31 protein-coding genes are annotated in these 17999 nt (G+C 54.9%); 30 read left to right on the forward strand and 1 reads right to left on the reverse strand.

Annotated features, from left to right (window positions below; translation table 11 throughout):
* Positions 1–10 precede the first annotated feature (10 nt).
* The 28 genes from rplC (at position 11) to rplQ (ending at position 13434) form a co-directional block, all read left to right on the forward strand.
* The gene (gene rplC / locus FLQ44_RS15865; RefSeq protein ID WP_020480219.1) at positions 11–655 is read left to right on the forward strand and encodes a 50S ribosomal protein L3; all 645 of its coding nucleotides are present in this window, start codon (positions 11–13) and stop codon (positions 653–655) included.
* Positions 655–1275 (forward strand): 50S ribosomal protein L4, encoded by a 621-nt coding sequence (rplD, locus tag FLQ44_RS15870; protein WP_017507375.1) that lies wholly within the window; start codon positions 655–657, stop codon positions 1273–1275. The genes rplC and rplD overlap by 1 nt, the downstream gene beginning before the upstream one ends.
* Positions 1272–1580, forward strand: coding sequence for a 50S ribosomal protein L23 (gene rplW, locus FLQ44_RS15875; protein WP_017507374.1), 309 nt, complete (start codon positions 1272–1274; stop codon positions 1578–1580). Before rplD ends, rplW begins: the two co-directional genes overlap by 4 nt.
* Before the next feature lie 11 nt (positions 1581–1591).
* Positions 1592–2419, forward strand: coding sequence for a 50S ribosomal protein L2 (gene rplB, locus FLQ44_RS15880; protein WP_017507373.1), 828 nt, complete (start codon positions 1592–1594; stop codon positions 2417–2419).
* A 14-nt stretch (positions 2420–2433) separates the two neighbouring features.
* On the forward strand, positions 2434–2712 hold the full coding sequence (rpsS, locus tag FLQ44_RS15885) for a 30S ribosomal protein S19 (protein WP_017507372.1): 279 nt from the start codon (positions 2434–2436) through the stop codon (positions 2710–2712).
* Positions 2713–2721: 9 nt separating this feature from the next.
* Entirely contained in the window at positions 2722–3051 is a 330-nt protein-coding gene (gene rplV / locus FLQ44_RS15890) for a 50S ribosomal protein L22 (RefSeq protein ID WP_017507371.1), read from the forward strand.
* A gap of 10 nt (positions 3052–3061) precedes the next feature.
* Positions 3062–3766 carry a 30S ribosomal protein S3 gene (gene rpsC, locus FLQ44_RS15895; RefSeq protein ID WP_017507370.1) on the forward strand — a complete coding sequence of 235 codons (705 nt, stop codon included), beginning with the start codon at positions 3062–3064 and terminating at the stop codon, positions 3764–3766.
* Positions 3750–4166: a 50S ribosomal protein L16 gene (rplP, locus tag FLQ44_RS15900; RefSeq protein ID WP_017507369.1), complete on the forward strand. Its 417-nt coding sequence runs from the start codon at positions 3750–3752 to the stop codon at positions 4164–4166. Before rpsC ends, rplP begins: the two co-directional genes overlap by 17 nt.
* Entirely contained in the window at positions 4166–4354 is a 189-nt protein-coding gene (gene rpmC, locus FLQ44_RS15905) for a 50S ribosomal protein L29 (protein ID WP_017507368.1), read from the forward strand. Before rplP ends, rpmC begins: the two co-directional genes overlap by 1 nt.
* 1 nt (position 4355) lies before the next feature.
* Positions 4356–4619, forward strand: coding sequence for a 30S ribosomal protein S17 (rpsQ, locus tag FLQ44_RS15910; protein WP_017507367.1), 264 nt, complete (start codon positions 4356–4358; stop codon positions 4617–4619).
* Between the two features lie 170 nt (positions 4620–4789).
* Entirely contained in the window at positions 4790–5158 is a 369-nt protein-coding gene (gene rplN, locus FLQ44_RS15915; protein WP_017507366.1) for a 50S ribosomal protein L14, read from the forward strand.
* An 11-nt stretch (positions 5159–5169) separates the two neighbouring features.
* Positions 5170–5484 (forward strand): 50S ribosomal protein L24, encoded by a 315-nt coding sequence (rplX, locus tag FLQ44_RS15920; RefSeq protein WP_017507365.1) that lies wholly within the window; start codon positions 5170–5172, stop codon positions 5482–5484.
* A 9-nt stretch (positions 5485–5493) separates the two neighbouring features.
* The gene (gene rplE / locus FLQ44_RS15925; RefSeq protein WP_017507364.1) at positions 5494–6033 is read left to right on the forward strand and encodes a 50S ribosomal protein L5; all 540 of its coding nucleotides are present in this window, start codon (positions 5494–5496) and stop codon (positions 6031–6033) included.
* A gap of 4 nt (positions 6034–6037) precedes the next feature.
* Complete coding sequence (rpsN, locus tag FLQ44_RS15930; protein ID WP_026107680.1) at positions 6038–6343, forward strand: 30S ribosomal protein S14; 306 nt, start codon at positions 6038–6040, stop codon at positions 6341–6343.
* Positions 6344–6356: 13 nt separating this feature from the next.
* Positions 6357–6752, forward strand: a complete 396-nt coding sequence (rpsH, locus tag FLQ44_RS15935; RefSeq protein ID WP_026107679.1) for a 30S ribosomal protein S8 — start codon at positions 6357–6359, stop codon at positions 6750–6752.
* 12 nt (positions 6753–6764) lie between these two features.
* Positions 6765–7298, forward strand: coding sequence for a 50S ribosomal protein L6 (gene rplF / locus FLQ44_RS15940; protein ID WP_017507361.1), 534 nt, complete (start codon positions 6765–6767; stop codon positions 7296–7298).
* A 13-nt stretch (positions 7299–7311) separates the two neighbouring features.
* Positions 7312–7665: a 50S ribosomal protein L18 gene (gene rplR, locus FLQ44_RS15945; RefSeq protein ID WP_017507360.1), complete on the forward strand. Its 354-nt coding sequence runs from the start codon at positions 7312–7314 to the stop codon at positions 7663–7665.
* A gap of 12 nt (positions 7666–7677) precedes the next feature.
* Positions 7678–8196 carry a 30S ribosomal protein S5 gene (gene rpsE / locus FLQ44_RS15950; protein ID WP_147686569.1) on the forward strand — a complete coding sequence of 173 codons (519 nt, stop codon included), beginning with the start codon at positions 7678–7680 and terminating at the stop codon, positions 8194–8196.
* Positions 8189–8374 (forward strand): 50S ribosomal protein L30, encoded by a 186-nt coding sequence (rpmD, locus tag FLQ44_RS15955; protein WP_017507358.1) that lies wholly within the window; start codon positions 8189–8191, stop codon positions 8372–8374. The genes rpsE and rpmD overlap by 8 nt, the downstream gene beginning before the upstream one ends.
* Positions 8375–8377: 3 nt before the next feature.
* Positions 8378–8812: a 50S ribosomal protein L15 gene (rplO, locus tag FLQ44_RS15960; RefSeq protein WP_147686571.1), complete on the forward strand. Its 435-nt coding sequence runs from the start codon at positions 8378–8380 to the stop codon at positions 8810–8812.
* A 10-nt stretch (positions 8813–8822) separates the two neighbouring features.
* Positions 8823–10139: a preprotein translocase subunit SecY gene (secY, locus tag FLQ44_RS15965; RefSeq protein WP_147695196.1), complete on the forward strand. Its 1317-nt coding sequence runs from the start codon at positions 8823–8825 to the stop codon at positions 10137–10139.
* Positions 10140–10159: 20 nt separating this feature from the next.
* Positions 10160–10378 (forward strand): translation initiation factor IF-1, encoded by a 219-nt coding sequence (infA, locus tag FLQ44_RS15970; RefSeq protein ID WP_017507355.1) that lies wholly within the window; start codon positions 10160–10162, stop codon positions 10376–10378.
* A gap of 35 nt (positions 10379–10413) precedes the next feature.
* Entirely contained in the window at positions 10414–10527 is a 114-nt protein-coding gene (rpmJ, locus tag FLQ44_RS15975; protein ID WP_011137711.1) for a 50S ribosomal protein L36, read from the forward strand.
* Positions 10528–10595: 68 nt separating this feature from the next.
* Entirely contained in the window at positions 10596–10958 is a 363-nt protein-coding gene (gene rpsM / locus FLQ44_RS15980; protein WP_017507354.1) for a 30S ribosomal protein S13, read from the forward strand.
* Between the two features lie 18 nt (positions 10959–10976).
* Positions 10977–11372 carry a 30S ribosomal protein S11 gene (gene rpsK, locus FLQ44_RS15985; protein WP_017507353.1) on the forward strand — a complete coding sequence of 132 codons (396 nt, stop codon included), beginning with the start codon at positions 10977–10979 and terminating at the stop codon, positions 11370–11372.
* An 18-nt stretch (positions 11373–11390) separates the two neighbouring features.
* Positions 11391–12011 carry a 30S ribosomal protein S4 gene (gene rpsD, locus FLQ44_RS15990; RefSeq protein ID WP_147686575.1) on the forward strand — a complete coding sequence of 207 codons (621 nt, stop codon included), beginning with the start codon at positions 11391–11393 and terminating at the stop codon, positions 12009–12011.
* Between the two features lie 23 nt (positions 12012–12034).
* Positions 12035–13018, forward strand: a complete 984-nt coding sequence (locus FLQ44_RS15995; RefSeq protein ID WP_026107678.1) for a DNA-directed RNA polymerase subunit alpha — start codon at positions 12035–12037, stop codon at positions 13016–13018.
* Positions 13019–13041: 23 nt separating this feature from the next.
* Complete coding sequence (rplQ, locus tag FLQ44_RS16000; RefSeq protein ID WP_147695197.1) at positions 13042–13434, forward strand: 50S ribosomal protein L17; 393 nt, start codon at positions 13042–13044, stop codon at positions 13432–13434.
* Positions 13435–13478: 44 nt separating this feature from the next.
* Here the strand turns inward: rplQ and FLQ44_RS16005 are convergent, their stop codons facing one another.
* Positions 13479–14873 (reverse strand): aminotransferase-like domain-containing protein, encoded by a 1395-nt coding sequence (locus FLQ44_RS16005; protein ID WP_147695198.1) that lies wholly within the window; start codon positions 14871–14873, stop codon positions 13479–13481.
* A gap of 125 nt (positions 14874–14998) precedes the next feature.
* Between FLQ44_RS16005 and aptA the strand changes: the two genes are divergently transcribed.
* Positions 14999–16315 carry an omega-aminotransferase AptA gene (gene aptA, locus FLQ44_RS16010; RefSeq protein ID WP_026107675.1) on the forward strand — a complete coding sequence of 439 codons (1317 nt, stop codon included), beginning with the start codon at positions 14999–15001 and terminating at the stop codon, positions 16313–16315.
* Positions 16316–16381: 66 nt separating this feature from the next.
* Positions 16382–17869 carry a CoA-acylating methylmalonate-semialdehyde dehydrogenase gene (locus FLQ44_RS16015; protein ID WP_147695199.1) on the forward strand — a complete coding sequence of 496 codons (1488 nt, stop codon included), beginning with the start codon at positions 16382–16384 and terminating at the stop codon, positions 17867–17869.
* Positions 17870–17999 lie beyond the last annotated feature (130 nt).

The following is a 17999-nucleotide window of genomic DNA, read 5'->3' on the forward strand; positions in this document are numbered from 1 at the left end:
GGAAATAACCATGACTTTAGGTCTAGTCGGTCGCAAAGTCGGCATGACCCGCATTTTTGCTGAAGACGGTGCTACCGTCCCAGTAACTGTGCTGGATATGTCCGCAAACCGCGTATCGCAAATTAAAAACGCAGAAACAGATGGCTACGTAGCTGTCCAAGTTGCTGCAGGTGCCCGCAAGGCCAATCGCGTGACCAAGGCAGAAGCCGGTCACTTCGCTAAGGCCGGCATTGAAGCCGCCCGTACTATGCGTGAGTTCACCCTCACAGCAGAAGCACTGGCGTCGCTGAATGTTGGTGATGCGCTGTCCGTTGAAATCTTCACCGTTGGCCAACTGGTAGATGTTACCGGTACCTCCAAAGGTAAAGGCTTCTCTGGTGCCATCAAGCGTCACAACTTCTCGTCCAACCGTGCATCCCACGGTAACTCGGTTTCCCACAACTCCCCTGGCTCTATCGGTCAGGCGCAAGATCCGGGCCGTGTATTCCCGGGTAAGCGCATGGCAGGTCAGTACGGTAATGTGAAGAGCACCGTTCAGTGCTTGGAAGTCGTTCGTATCGACGTAGAGCGTCAGCTGATTCTGGTAAAAGGCGCAGTGCCTGGTGCCAAGAACGGCGACGTAGTGGTGCGTCCTAGCGTGAAGGCAGGTGCATAATGGAATTGAAAGTGATCAATGCCCAGGGTCAGCAAGTAGACGCCCTGCAAGCTTCTGAAGCACTGTTTGCACGTGACTACAACGAAGCACTGGTACATCAGGTTGTTACTGCCTTCCTGGCTAACGCCCGTAGCGGTAACCGTGCCCAGTTGACTCGTGCCGAGGTTAAACACTCGACCAAGAAGCCTTTCCGCCAGAAAGGTACAGGCCGTGCTCGTGCCGGTATGACTTCTTCCCCGCTGTGGCGTGGTGGTGGTCGCACCTTCCCGAACAAGCCGGACGAAAACTTCACTCACAAAGTGAACCGTAAGCAATACCGCGCAGGTATGGCTACCATTCTGTCCCAGCTGGTTCGTGACGAACGCCTGATCATTGTTGATGAACTGAATGTTGCCACCCCGAAAACCAAAGAATTCGCCGCCAAGGTGAAAGCTCTGGGTCTGGATCGTGCACTGATCATCACCAAAGAGCTGGATGAGAATCTGTATCTATCTTCCCGTAACCTGCCTAACGTGCTGGTAATTGAAGCTCAGCAAGCTGACCCGTTCAGCCTGGTACGCTTCAAGAAAGTGGTAATCACCCGTGATGCCGTGAAGCAACTCGAGGAGCAGTGGGTATGAACCAGGAACGTTTGCTGCAAGTAATCCTGGCGCCGATCGTGTCTGAAAAGAGCACACTGGTTGCCGAGAAAAACCAGCAGGTTGCTTTCCGCGTTGCTACCGATGCAACTAAGCCGGAAATCAAGGCTGCCGTTGAACTGCTGTTCAATGTCAAGGTTGAAGGTGTTTCCACTGTCAACGTTAAGGGCAAAACCAAGCGTTTTGGTCGCTTCGTTGGCCGCCGCAAGGACTGGAAAAAGGCGTATGTAAGCCTGGTTCCGGGTCAAGAACTTGACCTGACCGCCACCCCGGCCGTTGCGGAGTAAGGAGATAGAGCATGCCTCTCGTAAAAGTTAAACCGACTTCCGCAGGTCGTCGTGCCGTTGTTAAGGTCGTACATCCTGACCTGCACAAAGGTGCTCCGTTCGCTGCGCTGGTTGAAAAGAAAACTTCGACTGCTGGCCGTAACAACAACGGTCACATCACTACCCGTCACAAGGGTGGTGGCCACAAGAAGCACTACCGTATCGTAGACTTCCGTCGCAACAAAGATGCGATCCCGGCCAAAGTCGAGCGTATTGAATACGATCCGAACCGTACCGCCCACATCGCACTGCTGTGCTATGCAGACGGTGAGCGTCGCTACATCATCGCTCCGCGTGGCGTTAAGCCAGGTGCCGAGCTGATGTCCGGTGCTGAAGCCCCGATCAAAGCTGGTAATGCCCTGCCTATCCGCAACATTCCAGTTGGTACCACCATCCACTGCATCGAACTGCAGCCGGGTAAAGGTGCTCAGATCGCTCGTTCCGCTGGTTCTTCCGCCATGCTGCTGGCCCGCGAAGGCGTTTACGCCCAGCTGCGTCTGCGCTCCGGCGAGATCCGCAAGGTACACGTTGACTGCCGCGCCACCGTTGGCGAAGTAGGCAACGAAGAGCATAGCCTGCGTAAGATTGGTAAAGCCGGTGCAAACCGCTGGCGCGGTATTCGTCCGACCGTTCGTGGTACTGCCATGAACCCGGTGGATCACCCGCACGGTGGTGGTGAAGGCCGTACCGGTGAAGGTCGCGTGCCAGTAAGCCCGTGGGGTACCCCAACTAAGGGCTTCCGTACCCGTCGCAACAAGCGTACCGACAATATGATCGTACGCCGTCGCTTTTCGAAATAAGGGGTAATTGACTTATGGCACGTTCGCTTAAAAAAGGCCCGTTCGTTGATCTCCACCTGCTGAAAAAAGTGGATGCGGTGCGTGCGACGAATGACAAGCGCCCGATCAAGACCTGGTCCCGTCGCTCGACCATTCTGCCGGACTTCATCGGTCTGACTATCGCCGTACACAACGGCCGCACTCACGTGCCGGTTTATGTGTCCGAGAACATGGTTGGTCACAAGCTTGGTGAATTCTCGCTGACTCGTACCTTCAAAGGCCATGCGGCTGATAAGAAGGCCAAGAAGAAATAAGGTGATGCGATGAAAGTTTCTGCACAACTGAATAATGCACGCCTTTCGGCACAGAAGTGCCGCTTGGTAGCAGATCTGATCCGCGGTCAATCCGTTGGTCAGGCACTGAACATTCTGACTTTCAGCCCGAAAAAGGGTGCTGCACTGATCAAGAAAGTACTGGAATCCGCAATTGCTAACGCTGAGCACAACGAAGGCGCGGATATCGATACTCTGAAAGTGACGAGCATCTATGTTGACAAGGGTCCTAGCCTCAAGCGCTTTACCGCACGTGCCAAAGGCCGTGGTAACCGCATCGAGAAGCAGACCTGCCACATCACGCTAAGTGTTGGCAACTAAGGGGTAAGCTATGGGTCAGAAGATTCATCCGACGGGTTTCCGTCTCGCAGTAACAAAAAACTGGGCTTCCAAGTGGTTTGCAAACTCGCACGATTTTGCAGGTCAGCTGAAGCAGGATATCGAAGTTCGTGAATTCCTGAAGAAGAAGCTCGCTCATGCTGCAGTTGGCCGTATCGTTATCGAGCGCCCAGCCAAGTCCGCCCGTATTACCATTCACAGCGCCCGTCCAGGTGTTGTAATCGGTAAAAAAGGTGAAGACATTGAAGTTCTGAAAAAAGAACTGCAGCGTCGCATGGGTGTTCCTGTGCATGTGAACATCGAAGAAGTTCGCAAGCCGGAAATCGATGCACAGATCATTGCCGATGGTATCGCTTCCCAGCTGGAAAAGCGCGTGATGTTCCGTCGTGCCATGAAGCGTTCCATGCAAAATGCAATGCGCATGGGTGCTCAGGGCATCAAGATCATGAGCTCCGGCCGTCTGAACGGTATCGACATTGCTCGTAGCGAGTGGTATCGCGAAGGCCGTGTTCCGCTGCACACTCTGCGTGCAGATGTGGACTACGCTACTTCCGAAGCCCACACCACCTACGGTGTTATCGGTATCAAGGTATGGGTCTACAAGGGTGACATGAAGCCAGGTCAGGTTCAGGCAGCCCCGGTAGCACCTGAGAAGAAATCCAGAAAGGCAGGAGCTCGTAATGCTGCAGCCAACTAGACTCAAATACCGTAAACAGCACAAAGGTCGCAATACTGGTATTGCTACCCGTGGCAACAAGGTGAGCTTTGGTGACTTCGGTCTGAAAGCTCTGGGCCGTGGTCGTCTGACCGCTCGCCAGATTGAAGCCGCACGTCGTGCTATGACTCGTCACATCAAACGTGGCGGTCGTATCTGGATCCGTGTATTCCCGGACAAGCCAATCACTTCCAAACCAGCCGAAGTTCGTATGGGTGGGGGTAAAGGTTCTCCTGAATACTACGTGGCAGAAATTCAGCCAGGTAAGATGCTGTACGAAATGGACGGCGTTGCTGAAGAACTGGCTCGTGAAGCGTTCCGTCTGGCTGCTGCCAAGCTGCCAATCCCGACGGTGTTTGTGACTAAACAGGTGGGCCAGTAATGAAAGCGACTGAACTGAGAGCCAAGAACGTTGATGAGCTCAAAGCCGAACTGCTCGGTCTTTTGAAAGCTCAGTTCGCACTGCGCATGCAACACGCAACCCAGCAGCTGGCTAAAAACAGCGAGCTGAAAAAAGTGCGTCGTGACATCGCGCGTGTCCGCACCGTTCTGAAAGAGAAGGCTGCATAATATGAGCGACACTAAAGTGGTTCGTACGCTGACTGGTAAAGTAGTCAGCGATAAAATGGATAAGACAGTAACTGTCCTGGTTGAGCGCAAAGTAAAGCACCCGATCTACGGCAAAGTTATTCGTCGTTCCAAGAAGTTTCACGCCCATGATGAGAACAACGAGTTCCGCGCCGGTGACATCGTAGTCATCAGCGAGACTCGTCCGCTCTCGAAAACAAAAACTTGGGCTGTCACTGCACTGGTCGAGAAAGCTCGCCAAGTGTAATGCTTGCAGAGGGGGCAACCCCTCTGTATAATGGCTGTTTTCGGGGGTTCCTCCGAAATCATCCCTGACGGGGTCCAAGACTGGCCGCTAGACACGCCGCATTTTGCGGCGTTTCCTTCATGTTCAGAAGGAAAGAGGCGGAATTAAGTTGGATAGAAAGGTAATCAAACATGATTCAAATGCAGTCCATTTTGGATGTTGCAGACAACACTGGTGCGCGCTCTGTTATGTGCATCAAGGTGTTGGGCGGCTCCAAACGTCGCTATGCCGGCGTGGGTGACATTATCAAGGTGAGCATCAAGGATGCTGCTCCTCGTGGTCGTGTCAAGAAGGGCGATGTTTACAACGCTGTAGTGGTTCGCACTGCTAAAGGCGTTCGTCGTCCTGATGGCTCTCTGATTAAATTTGACAGCAATGCGGCTGTTCTGCTCAACAACAAGCTTGAGCCGATCGGTACTCGTATCTTCGGGCCTGTTACGCGTGAACTGCGTACCGAGCGCTTCATGAAGATCGTGTCGCTGGCTCCTGAAGTGTTGTAAGGAGAGAACCCATGCGTAAGATTCGTAAAGGCGACGAAGTCGTCGTAATCACCGGCAAAGACAAAGGCAAACGTGGTGCTGTACTGCGCGTGCTCGAAGGCAAGGTATTGGTAGAAGGCATCAACCTGGTGAAAAAACACCAGAAGCCTAACCCGATCCGCGGTGTGGCTGGCGGTATTGTTGAAAAAACAATGCCTCTGGATGTTTCCAATGTCGCTATTTTCAACGCGGCTACCCAGAAAGCTGACCGTGTTGGCTTTAAGGTTCTTGATGACGGCAAAAAAGTACGTGTCTTCAAGTCCACTGGCGAAATCGTGGGCGCGTAAGGAGCAAAAATGGCACGTTTGTATGATTTCTACAAAAGCACCGTTGTTCCAGAGCTGATCAAACAATTCGGCTACAAGTCCGTTATGGAAGTGCCGCGCATTGAGAAGATCACCCTGAACATGGGTGTTGGCGAAGCGGTTGCTGACAAAAAAGTTATGGACCACGCGGTTGGCGATCTGGAAAAGATTGCTGGTCAGAAGCCAGTTGTTACTGCTGCTCGCAAGTCCATCGCCGGCTTTAAGATCCGCGATAACTACCCGGTAGGTTGCAAGGTAACTCTGCGTCGCGAACGCATGTACGAGTTCCTGGATCGCCTGGTAACTATCTCGCTGCCGCGCGTTCGTGACTTCCGTGGTGTTTCCGCCAAGTCTTTTGACGGCCGCGGTAACTACAACATGGGCGTTAAAGAACAGATCATTTTCCCGGAAATCGAGTACGACAAGATCGATGCTCTGCGTGGTATGAACATTACCATCACCACTTCCGCGAAAACTGACGAAGAAGCCCGCGCACTGCTGGCTGCGTTCAAATTCCCGTTTAAGGGCTAAGCACATGGCAACTCTTGCTCTGATTAATCGCGAAGAGAAGCGCGCGAAGCTCGTGGCTAAGTACGCCGGCAAGCGTGAACAACTTCTCGCCATCATCAATAACCCGAATTTGTCTGAAGAAGAGCGCTTTGCTGCTCGTCTGAAGCTGCAGCAGCTGCCGCGTAATGCCAGCCCGGTACGTCAGCGTCGTCGCTGCGCACTGACTGGTCGTCCGCGTGGCGTTTTCCGCAAATTCGGTCTGGCTCGTAACAAACTCCGCGAAATCGCCATGAAAGGCGAAATCCCGGGTGTTGTTAAAGCCAGCTGGTAATAGGAGATACAGAATGAGCATGCAAGATCCTATTTCCGATATGCTGACTCGCATCCGTAACGGCCAGCGCGCTGCTAAAACCAATGTTTCGATGCCATCGTCGAAGCTGAAGGTAGCAATCGCTCAGGTTCTGAAGGATGAAGGCTACATCGAAAACTTCGCAGTAACCGAGGCTGACAAGAAGCCGGTTCTGGAAGTTGAGCTGAAGTACTACGTTGGCCGCCCGGTAATTGAGCGTATCGAACGCGTATCCCGTCCTGGCCTGCGTGTTTACAAAGGTTCCACCGAGATTCCGAAGGTACTGAACGGTTTGGGCGTTACCATCGTTTCGACTTCGCGTGGCGTAATGACTGATCGTAAAGCACGTGCTGCCGGTATCGGCGGTGAGTTGCTGTGCGTCGTGGCTTAATCGGAGGGTGTAATGTCTCGCGTAGCTAAAAACCCCGTGGTTATTCCTGCAGGCGTGGAAGTTAAGTTCGGCGCTGCTGAAGTAACCGTAAAGGGCGCGCTGGGCTCTTTGAGCACCCCGCTGTGTGCCGACGTTGACGTAAAACTGGTTGATAACCAACTGGTTTTTGCGGCCAACAATGACACCAAATTTGCCCGTTCGATGTCCGGCACCCTGCGTGCCCTGCTGAACAACATGGTACTTGGTGTTAGCAAAGGCTTCGAGAAGAAACTGCAACTGGTAGGTGTAGGTTACCGTGCGCAAGCTCAAGGTGACGCTCTTAACCTGTCTCTCGGTTTCTCCCACCCGGTAGTTCACCAGATGCCTGCTGGCATCAAGTGCGAAACACCGACTCAGACCGAAATCCTGATCAAAGGTGCTGATAAACAGCGCGTTGGCCAGGTTGCTGCCGAAATCCGCGCATATCGTTCCCCAGAGCCATACAAAGGCAAAGGTGTTCGTTACGTTGATGAGGTTGTGGTTCTGAAAGAGACCAAGAAGAAGTAATTGAGGCACTGAAATGGACAAGAAACAGACTCGACTCCGCCGCGCACGCAAAACCCGTGCACGTATTGCGGAGCTCAAGATGGCTCGTCTGTGCGTATACCGCACTAATAGCCACATTTACGCTCAGGTCATTGACGAAACTGGTAGCCGTGTTCTGGCTAGTGCTTCCAGTCTTGAAGCTGATGTGCGCGCTAATCTTGCAAACGGTGGCAACGTTGCTGCAGCTGTTGTGGTTGGCAAAGCAATTGCCGAAAAAGCCAAAGCTGCTGGCGTAAGCCAGGTTGCATTCGATCGTTCCGGCTTCAAATACCATGGTCGCATCAAGGCCTTGGCAGACGCTGCCCGTGAAAACGGTCTTGTATTCTAATCGGAGTTAAGAATGGCTAAGCACGAGATCGAAGATCGTGGCGATGGTCTGATCGAGAAAATGATCGGCGTAAACCGTGTCACCAAAGTGGTGAAGGGTGGTCGTATCATGGCCTTCTCGGCTCTGACTGTCGTAGGTGATGGCGACGGTGGTATCGGCATGGGTAAGGGCCGTTCCAAAGAGGTTCCTGCTGCTGTACAAAAAGGCATGGAACAAGCACGTCGCAACATGATTAAAGTACCGCTGAAAAACGGTACGCTGCATCACGCAGTCGTAGGCAAGCACGGTGCTACCACCGTGTTCATGCAGCCGGCTAAAGACGGTGCCGGTGTAAAAGCTGGTGGCCCGATGCGTGCTGTGTTTGAAGCCCTGGGCGTGCACAACGTTTCGGCTAAAATCCATGGTTCCACCAACCCGTACAACGTGGTTCGTGCAACGCTGGACGGCCTGAGCAAGATCCACACTCCGGCTCAGATTGCAGCCAAGCGTGGTCTGACCGTGGAGCAGATTCTGGGGGCAGATCATGAGTGATATCAAAACCATCAAAGTGACTCTGGTTAAGAGCCTGATTGGTCGTATTGAATCGCACAAGGCTTGCGCACGTGGTCTCGGTCTGAAGAAAATCAATCAGACCGTTGAAGTTATCGACACTGCAGCTAACCGTGGCATGATCAACAAGATCAGCTACCTGGTTAAGAGCGAGGGCTGATAAATGTTGCTGAATACCATTAAGCCTGCCGCTGGCGCAAAACACGCCAAGCGTCGTGTAGGTCGTGGCATTGGTAGCGGCCTGGGTAAAACCGCTGGTCGTGGCCATAAAGGTCAGAAGAGCCGTGCAGGTGGCTTCCACAAAGTAGGCTTCGAAGGTGGTCAAATGCCACTGCAACGTCGCCTGCCTAAGCGTGGCTTCAAGTCCCTGACTGCTGGTGATGTGGCTGAAGTTCGCCTGTCCGAGCTGGCACTGCTGCCAGTTGCCGAGGTGGATCTGCTGTCGCTGAAACAGGCTGGTCTGGTTCCCGTGCAAGCACTGGGTGCCAAGCTGATTCTGTCCGGCTCCGTTGATCGTGCTTTCACTCTGCGTGGCGTTGCTGCTACTGCTGGTGCTAAAGCTGCGATCGAAGCTGCTGGTGGCAGTTTCGTAGAATAAGGCGTAATCCGTGGCGAATACTTCTCTAGTTGGAAACGCCAACAAGTTTGGTGATCTACAGCGCCGTATCTTGTTTTTGGTCGGAGCTTTGATTGTTTACCGTATTGGTGCGCACGTACCCGTACCAGGTATCAATCCTACAGAACTAGCGAAGTTGTTCCAGTCGTCGCAAACGGGCCTCCTGGACATGTTTAACATGTTCTCGGGAGGCGCCTTGGAGAGATTTACGGTATTTGCCTTGGGTATTATGCCGTATATCTCTGCCTCTATCGTTCTGCAATTGGCGTCGGAGATAGTGCCGACACTTAAGCAGATGAAGAAAGAGGGCGATGCGGGACGTCGCAAAATAACTCAGTACACACGTTATGCAACCTTGGCTCTGGCTAGCTTCCAGAGTTTTGGTATCGCGGTAATGCTGTTTAAACAACCTGGTCTGGTAGTAGCGCCGCAGCTGGAGTTCTATGTAACGACAGTTGTTTCGCTGGTAACCGGTACCATGTTCCTGATGTGGCTCGGCGAGCAAATCACGGAGCGCGGGTTGGGTAACGGTATTTCCCTGATCATCTGCGCAGGTATTGCTGCCGGTGTGCCTGCTGCGATTGGTAAGACCCTGACGCTGACTAGCCAAGGTTCCCTGCCTATCCTGCTGGTCATCGCGCTGTTTGTTGCAGTGATTGCGGTAACTTATCTGGTTGTATTCGTGGAACGGGGGCAGCGGAAAGTTCTGGTTAATTACGCCAAGCGACAAGTAGGTAACCGCGTTGTGCAGGGTCAAAGCACCCACATGCCGCTGAAGCTGAACATGGCCGGTGTCATTCCACCAATTTTCGCATCGAGCATCATCCTGTTCCCGGCAACGGTGTTGGGTTGGTTCGGTAATACCGAAGGCCTTGGCGTGCTGAAGTCTATTGCAGACAAGCTTCATCCTGGCCAGCCGGTATACGTGTTGCTGTACGCTGCGGCAATCATTTTCTTCTGTTACTTCTATACCGCCTTGGTATTCAATCCCAAGGAAACGGCAGATAACCTGAAGAAGAGTGGGGCATTTATTCCCGGAATCCGCCCAGGCGAGCAGACTTCGCGGTATATCGAGAAGATCATTCTCCGCCTCACATTGATTGGTGCGATCTACATCACACTTGTTTGCTTGATGCCTGAGTTCCTTATCCTTAGCTGGAACGTTCCTTTCTACTTTGGCGGCACTTCTCTGCTGATCATGGTAGTAGTGACGATGGATTTCATGGCGCAAGTACAGTCGTATGTTCTTTCCCATCAGTACGAAGGCCTGCTCAAGAAAGCAAACTTCAAGAGTGGCGGTAATCGTTAAGGTAGACGGTAACTGGTTTTATGGCGAAAGAAGATACTATCCAGATGCAGGGTGAAGTCCTGGAAACGTTGCCTAACGCAACTTTCCGGGTCAAGCTCGAAAATGGACACGTAGTTCTGGGTTACATCTCTGGCAAGATGCGTATGCACTACATTCGTATTCTGCCTGGTGACAAGGTAACGGTGGAGATGACACCGTATGACCTGTCTCGTGCCCGTATCGTGTTCCGTGCGAAGTAATCGCACTTGCTCTTTTCAGATAGAAAGGAACTGAAATGCGTGTACAACCTTCGGTAAAGAAAATTTGCCGTAACTGCAAAATCATTCGTCGCAACCGTGTTGTTCGAGTGATCTGCACTGATCCGCGTCACAAACAAAAACAAGGCTAACATTTGTTAGCTTGCTTTTGTCGTGTTACAATCGCAACCTTTTCAAGCTTAAGGCTTAAGGAAAGAGAATGGCCCGTATTGCAGGGGTAAACATCCCCAATCATGCGCATGCCGTTATCGGCCTGCAGGCTATCTATGGCATTGGTGCTACCCGCGCTAAGCACATTTGTGCTTCCGCTGGTATCAATCCTTCTTCGAAAGTGAAGGATCTGACCGAAGCCGAGATGGAGTCTCTGCGTGTAGAAGTCGCCAAGTTCACCGTTGAAGGTGACCTTCGTCGTGAAATCACCATGAGCATCAAGCGTTTGATGGACATGGGTTCCTATCGTGGCTTCCGTCATCGTCGTGGTCTGCCGTGCCGTGGTCAGCGCACTCGTACCAATGCTCGTACCCGCAAAGGTCCGCGCAAGGCTATCGCCGGTAAGAAGTAATTTTAAGGAACACAGATAATGGCTAAAGCAAACACAGCTGTCCGTGTACGCAAAAAAGTACGCAAGTCTGTTAGCGACGGTATCGTGCACGTGCACGCTTCCTTCAATAACACCATCATTACCATCACCGATCGTCAAGGAAATGCTTTGTCTTGGGCTACCTCCGGCGGTGCTGGCTTTAAAGGCTCGCGTAAAAGTACACCCTTTGCCGCTCAGGTAGCAGCAGAGCACGCTGGTAAAGTTGCCCAAGAATACGGCGTAAAAAACCTGGAAGTTCGCATCAAGGGTCCCGGTCCAGGCCGTGAATCCTCCGTGCGCGCACTGAATGCTCTGGGTTTCAAAGTGACCAGCATCTCTGACGTGACGCCAGTCCCGCACAACGGCTGCCGTCCTCCCAAGAAACGTCGTATCTAATTTCGGAGAGTCTGAGAAATGGCACGTTATACCGGCCCTAAATGTAAGCTCGCTCGTCGCGAAGGGACTGATCTCTTCCTGAAGAGCGCCCGTCGTGCTCTGGACACCAAGTGCAAGCTGGATACTGCACCTGGCCAGCATGGCGCCAAGAACACCCGTCTGTCCGACTTCGGTGTTCAACTGCGTGAAAAACAAAAAGTACGTCGCATCTATGGCATTATGGAACGTCAGTTCCGTAAATACTTCGCCGAAGCTGCACGTCGCCAAGGCTCCACTGGTGAAAACCTGCTGAAGATCCTGGAAGCTCGTCTGGATAACGTTGTTTATCGCATGGGCTTCGGTTCCACTCGTGCAGAAGCTCGCCAACTGGTAAGCCACAAAGCGATCACCGTGAATGGTGCTCTAGTGAACATCCCTTCTTACCAGGTTAAAGCTGGTGATGTGGTTGCTGTTCGTGAAAAGTCCAAGAAACAGGTTCGTATTCAAGAAGGTCTGGCTTTGGCTGAGCAGATTGGCTTCCCGGCATGGGTAGCTGTTGACACCAAAAAGATGGAAGGTGTCTTCAAAACTGCTCCTGAGCGTTCCGAGTTGTCTAGCGATATCAACGAACAACTCGTTGTGGAATTCTACTCCAAGTAATCGCTAGCTCTTAAGGAATGACTATGCAAAACAGCGCTTCGGAATTTCTGAAACCGCGACTGATCGATGTGCAGCCGGTTTCGGCTACACATGCTCGTGTGTCGATGGAGCCGTTCGAACGCGGCTACGCCCATACTCTGGGTAATGCACTGCGTCGTATTCTGCTCTCTTCCATGCCGGGCTATGCTCCGACCGAGGTAACAATCGCTGGCGTTTTGCATGAGTATTCCGCTCTTGACGGTGTTCGGGAAGATGTCGTTGACATCCTCCTGAACCTGAAGGGCGTAGTGCTTAAGCTGCATGGTCGTGACAGCCTGATTCTTTCCTTGAAAAAGGAAGGTGAAGGTCCTGTCCTGGCTGGTGACATCGAACTGCCGCACGATGTAGAAGTGATCAACCCTGATCACGTAATCTGCTATCTGTCTGCTGGCGGTAAAATCGATATGGAAATCAAGGTTGAAAAAGGCCGCGGCTACCAGCCGGTAGCTGCCCGTATCAACCACGATGACAATCGTGCGATTGGCACCATCCAGCTTGATGCTTCCTTCTCCCCGGTGCGCCGCGTCAGCTTCAATGTTGAAAGCGCCCGTGTAGAACAACGTACCGACCTTGACCGTCTGGTACTGGACATCGAGACCAACGGTGTGATCGAACCGGAAGAAGCGGTACGCCTGGCGGCCCGTATTCTGGTAGATCAGCTGTCGATCTTTGCAGACTTGCAAGGTACAGCAGTTGAGGAAGTCGTTGAGAAGGCGCCACCGATCGATCCGATCTTGTTGCGCCCGGTCGATGATCTCGAACTTACTGTTCGTTCCGCCAATTGTCTGAAGGCCGAGAACATTTACTACATCGGTGATCTGATTCAGCGTACGGAAACCGAGCTGCTGAAGACCCCGAACCTTGGTCGTAAGTCGCTGAACGAGATCAAGGAAGTTCTCGCTTCTAAAGGCCTGACACTCGGCATGAAGCTCGAAAACTGGCCCCCGGCTGGCCTCGAGAAGCCGTAAGTTTGGGATAAAAGGACACTACAATGCGTCATCGTAATAGCAATCGTAAACTGAACCGCACGAGCAGCCATCGCCTGGCGATGCTTCGCAACATGGCGAACTCGTTGCTCCGTCACGAAGTAATCGTGACTACCCTGCCGAAAGCAAAAGAACTGCGTCGCGTAGCCGAGCCGCTGATTACCCTGGGTAAGAAGCCTTCTCTGGCCAACCGTCGTCTGGCTTTCGACCGTACTCGTGACCGCGAAATGGTTGTAAAACTGTTTGACGTTCTGGGCCCGCGCTACGCTGCCCGTAACGGTGGTTATGTACGTATCCTGAAGTACGGTTTCCGTCAGGGCGACAACGCTCCGATGGCACTGGTAGAACTGCTAGACCGTCCGGAAGGTGAAGTGGTAGTAGAAGAAGCCGCCGAGTAATCGACAGCCTCTGTAGAAAAAGCCAGCGCTTGCGCTGGCTTTTTCTATTGTTGCGCGGCCAACCAGTGCCAGAACTGCGTATGGTCCAGGTAGGCCGCATTAAAACGGTAGTAAGGCGTGCTGCTGCCGTCGCTACTAAACAGCTCGCCCGGTGCCAGAAAGATTTGCTGTTGCCGTGCACTTTCCTGATCGATCACCACACCCTGTGGTGGCCTGGCCCAGATGAACATGCTTTTGCTATTGGGCTGAAACACCTGCCAGCCTAGCTGTTCAAAGCGTGCTACCGCCTTGCTGGTGCTTTGTGCGATGCGCTCTATCAGCCGGCTGTTTTGTCGTTTGTACTTGCTGTCGCTGGCCAGCTCGTAGGCTAGCCGCTCGGTGTGGCTGGAGGAGGTCAGTGCGGCCAACATCTTGGCGCGAGTCAGGGCGGCTTGCCAGCGCGCCGGCGCCAGCAGGTAACCTACGCGCAGCGCCGGGCTCAGCGCCTTGCTGAAGCTGCCGATGTGCAAGACCTGTCGCAGGCCATCCATGGCTGCCAGGCTGGGCCCGCCTTGGGCCAGCAGGTCGGCCGAGACATTATCTTCTACCAGCAATACGTCGTACTGCTGCGCCAGCCGCAGCACGCCGTGGGCAATATGCGGCGCATAGCTGGCCCCGGTGGGGTTGTGTAGCCAGGGGTTGGTAAAAAACACCCGCGGGCGGTGTTGCTGCATCAGTTGTTCCAGCTGCTGCAGGTCCGGCCCCTGTGGTGTCCAGTTCACTGGTAGTAGCTGACATTCCCTGAAGCGCAGCGCCGACAACAGGTTACAGTAGCCCGGGTTATCAATCAGTACCGCGGTGCCATCCAGCCGCAGGGTAGTGCACACGATGTCCAGTGCGTGGGTGGCGCCCTGGGTCAGCAGGATCTCCTCTGCATGGCAGCTCATGCCTTGCTGGCTGAGTTTATCGGCCAGAAACTCGCGTAGTAGCAACAGGCCCTGTGGGTGGCCGTAGGTCATTTCTGTTATTTGCTCGCGGGCGATCTTGCGCAGCGCACGTACCTGGGCCTGATCGTCGTACCAGCTGGCTGGCAGCCAGCCGCAGCCCGCCAGAATGCCTTGCTGTTCTCCCTGATAAATACCGCTGAGCAGCCAGTCACCATCCAGCGGCAGATCGCTTAGCTGCTTGCGCACCGCCTGGCCGCTGCTCTGCTGTTGTTTACGCTGCGCATAAAAGCCGGAGCCTGCTCTGGCGGCCAGCCAGCCTTCCTGTACCAGTCTGTCGTAGGCCTCGCTTACCGTGAACGGGCTGGCACCAATCTCTTTGGCAAATGCGCGGATCGATGGCAGCTTGCTGCCCGGTGTCAGGCGGCCCTCGCGAATAGCCTGCTGGATGCCGCGCACCAGCTGTTCTACCTTGGTGCGTTGGCTGGGGTCCAGGTAGCTTTGATAGCGGTTCATGACTGTACCTATTTTTTTACCAGTACGGTTTGGTGTGTTTGTGACCTAACTGTACCTGTAACTGTACTGGTTTGGCACCTACATTTATGCCATCAGTGCTGCAATAAGGCAGAGGAGACACCGCAATGAACCCCCAAGCAATGGACGCTTTCTGGATGCCGTTTACGGCAAACCGCCACTTTAAGGCCAACCCGCGCATGCTGGTCAGCGCCGACGGTATGTACTACCAGGACGATGCTGGCCGCAGCATCCTGGATGGCTGCGCCGGGCTGTGGTGCGTGAACGCCGGCCACAATCGCAAGCCGATTGTGGAAGCCATTCAGCGCCAGGCTGCCACCCTGGACTACGCACCGCCTTTCCAGATGGGCCACCCCAAGGCATTCGAGGCGGCAGAGAAGCTGGCCGAGATGGCACCTGCCGGGCTGGATAAAGTGTTCTTTGTGAACTCGGGTTCCGAGGCGGCCGATACCGCCTTGAAAATGGCCATTGCCTACCACCGTGTGCGTGGCGACGCTGGCCGCGTGAAGCTGGTGGGCCGCGAGCGCGGCTACCACGGTGTGAACTTTGGCGGTATTTCGGTAGGCGGCATTGCCGGCAACCGCAAGCTGTTCCCGGTGGCGCTGCCGGCTACCGACCACATTCGCTCCACGCACGACCTGGCGCGTAATGCCTTTACCCGCGGCGAGCCGGAGTTCGGCGCCGAGTTTGCCGACGAGCTGGAAGCGCGCATCACCACGCTGCACGACCCGTCCACTATTGCGGCCGTTATCGTGGAGCCGATGGCCGGCTCTACCGGCGTGCTGATTCCGCCTAAAGGCTACCTGAAGCGCCTGCGCGAGATTTGCGACAAATACGGCATCTTGCTGATTTTCGATGAAGTCATCACCGGCTTTGGCCGCCTGGGCGCCGACTGGGCGGCCAACAAGTTCGACGTGCTGCCGGATATCATCACCTGCGCCAAAGGCCTGTCCAACGGCGTGGTGCCGATGGGCGCGCTGATCGTCAAGCCAGCCATCCACGATGCCTTTATGGCGGCTGCGGCCGACCGTGCCATCGAGTTCCCGCATGGCTACACTTATTCCGCCCACCCGCTGGCCTGCGCCGCCTCGGTGGCCACGCTGGACCTGTACCGCGACGAAGGCCTGTTCCAGCGTGCGGCCAACCTGGCCCCGCGCTTTGAAGAAAAAGCCCACGCACTGCGCGGCACCCGCCATATCAAGGACATTCGCAACCTGGGCCTGGTGGCCGGTATCGAGCTGGACAGCCGCCCAGGTGCACCTGGTGCGCGTGGCATGGATGTGTTCCTGAAATGCTGGGAAAAAGGCGTACTGGTGCGCTTTACCGGCGACATCATCGCCGTGTCGCCACCGCTGATCATCAGCGAAGCCGAGATCGACCGCCTGTTTGCCACCATTGGCGAAGCCATTCACGAAGCCGACTGACCCTACTGGCGCTGCGGCCAACGTTGGCCGCAGCGGCCTGTTACTGACATTGATAAAGCTGACACCATGAAAACCATTCCACACCTGATTGCTGGCGAACTGCATGCAGGCCAGGGCAGCCGCTTTGCCGACGTGTACAACCCGGCGCTGGGCGAAGTCATTGCCCGCGTACCGCTGGCTAACGATGACGACATCCAGGCTGCCGTAGCCGCTGCCCGCCGCGCTTTCCCGGCCTGGGCCGAGACCTCGCCGCTGAAACGCGCCCGCGTCATGTTCAAGTTTAAAGCCCTGCTGGAAGACAATGCGCAAAAGCTGGCCGAGATCATTTCGCAAGAACACGGCAAGGTGGTATCAGACGCCTTGGGCGAAGTGACCCGTGGTCTGGAAGTGGTGGAGTTCGCCTGCGGTATTCCGCAGCTGCTGAAGGGCGAGTTTACCGAGCAGGTCGGTAGCGGCATCGATAGCCACAGCCTGCGCCAGCCGCTGGGCGTGGTGGCCGGTATCACCCCGTTCAACTTTCCGGCCATGGTGCCGCTGTGGATGATTCCGGTAGCGCTGGCCTGCGGTAACACCTTTATCCTGAAACCGTCCGAGCGCGACCCGTCCGCCGCCATGTTCCTGGCCGAGCTGCTCAAACAAGCCGGCCTGCCGGATGGCGTGTTCAACGTACTGCACGGCGACAAACAGGCGGTAGACGGCCTGCTGACCCACCCGGATGTACAAGCCATCAGCTTTGTCGGCTCCACGCCGATCGCCCAGTACATCTACGAAACCGGTGCCCGCCACGGCAAGCGCGTACAGGCACTGGGCGGCGCCAAAAACCATATGGTGGTGATGCCGGATGCCGACCTGGACGGCACGGTAGAAGCGCTGATCGGCGCCGCCTACGGTTCGGCCGGCGAGCGCTGCATGGCGATTTCGGTGGCGCTGGCGGTAGGCGACATTGCCGACGCGCTGGTAGAGAAGTTGGCCGCACGTGCCCGCCAGCTGAAAATTGGCGTGGGTAACGACGCCGCGGCCGAGATGGGCCCGCTGGTGACCCGCGTGCACCAGCAGAAGGTCGCCGGCTATATCGATCAGGGCGTGGACGAAGGCGCCAAGCTGGTCGTGGATGGCCGTGGTTACAGCCACCCCGGTTACGAAAGCGGCTTCTTCCTGGGCCCCAGCCTGTTCGATAACGTGACGCCGGAGATGACCATCTACCGCGAAGAAATCTTCGGCCCGGTGCTGTCCATCGTGCGCGTGCCGGATTTCGAGACCGCCGTACAGCTGATCAACAGCCATCAGTACGCCAACGGCACCAGCATCTTTACCCGCTCCGGTGCCGCCGCCCGCGAGTTTGGCCACCGCATCCAGGTAGGCATGGTCGGCGTGAACGTGCCGATCCCGGTGCCCATGGCCTTCCACAGTTTTGGCGGCTGGAAAGCGTCGCTGTTTGGCGACCATCACATGCATGGCCCGGAAGGCGTGCGCTTCTACACCCGCATGAAAACCATCACCACGCGCTGGCCAGACAAACTCACCGCCGAGTTTGTGATGCCCACCATGAAGTAATGCTCTGTCCACGATAGGGGGATAACCCTTGTATCGCAGCTTCAACCCGGCCCAGGCCGGGTTTTTTTTGTTTAAGGCAATGACAAACTGTCTGATGCAGCTTAAATTACTCGATACAAATATGTCGCTC

Source organism: Vogesella mureinivorans, from assembly GCF_007644035.1.
GTDB classification, from domain to species: Bacteria; Pseudomonadota; Gammaproteobacteria; order Burkholderiales; family Chromobacteriaceae; genus Vogesella; species Vogesella mureinivorans.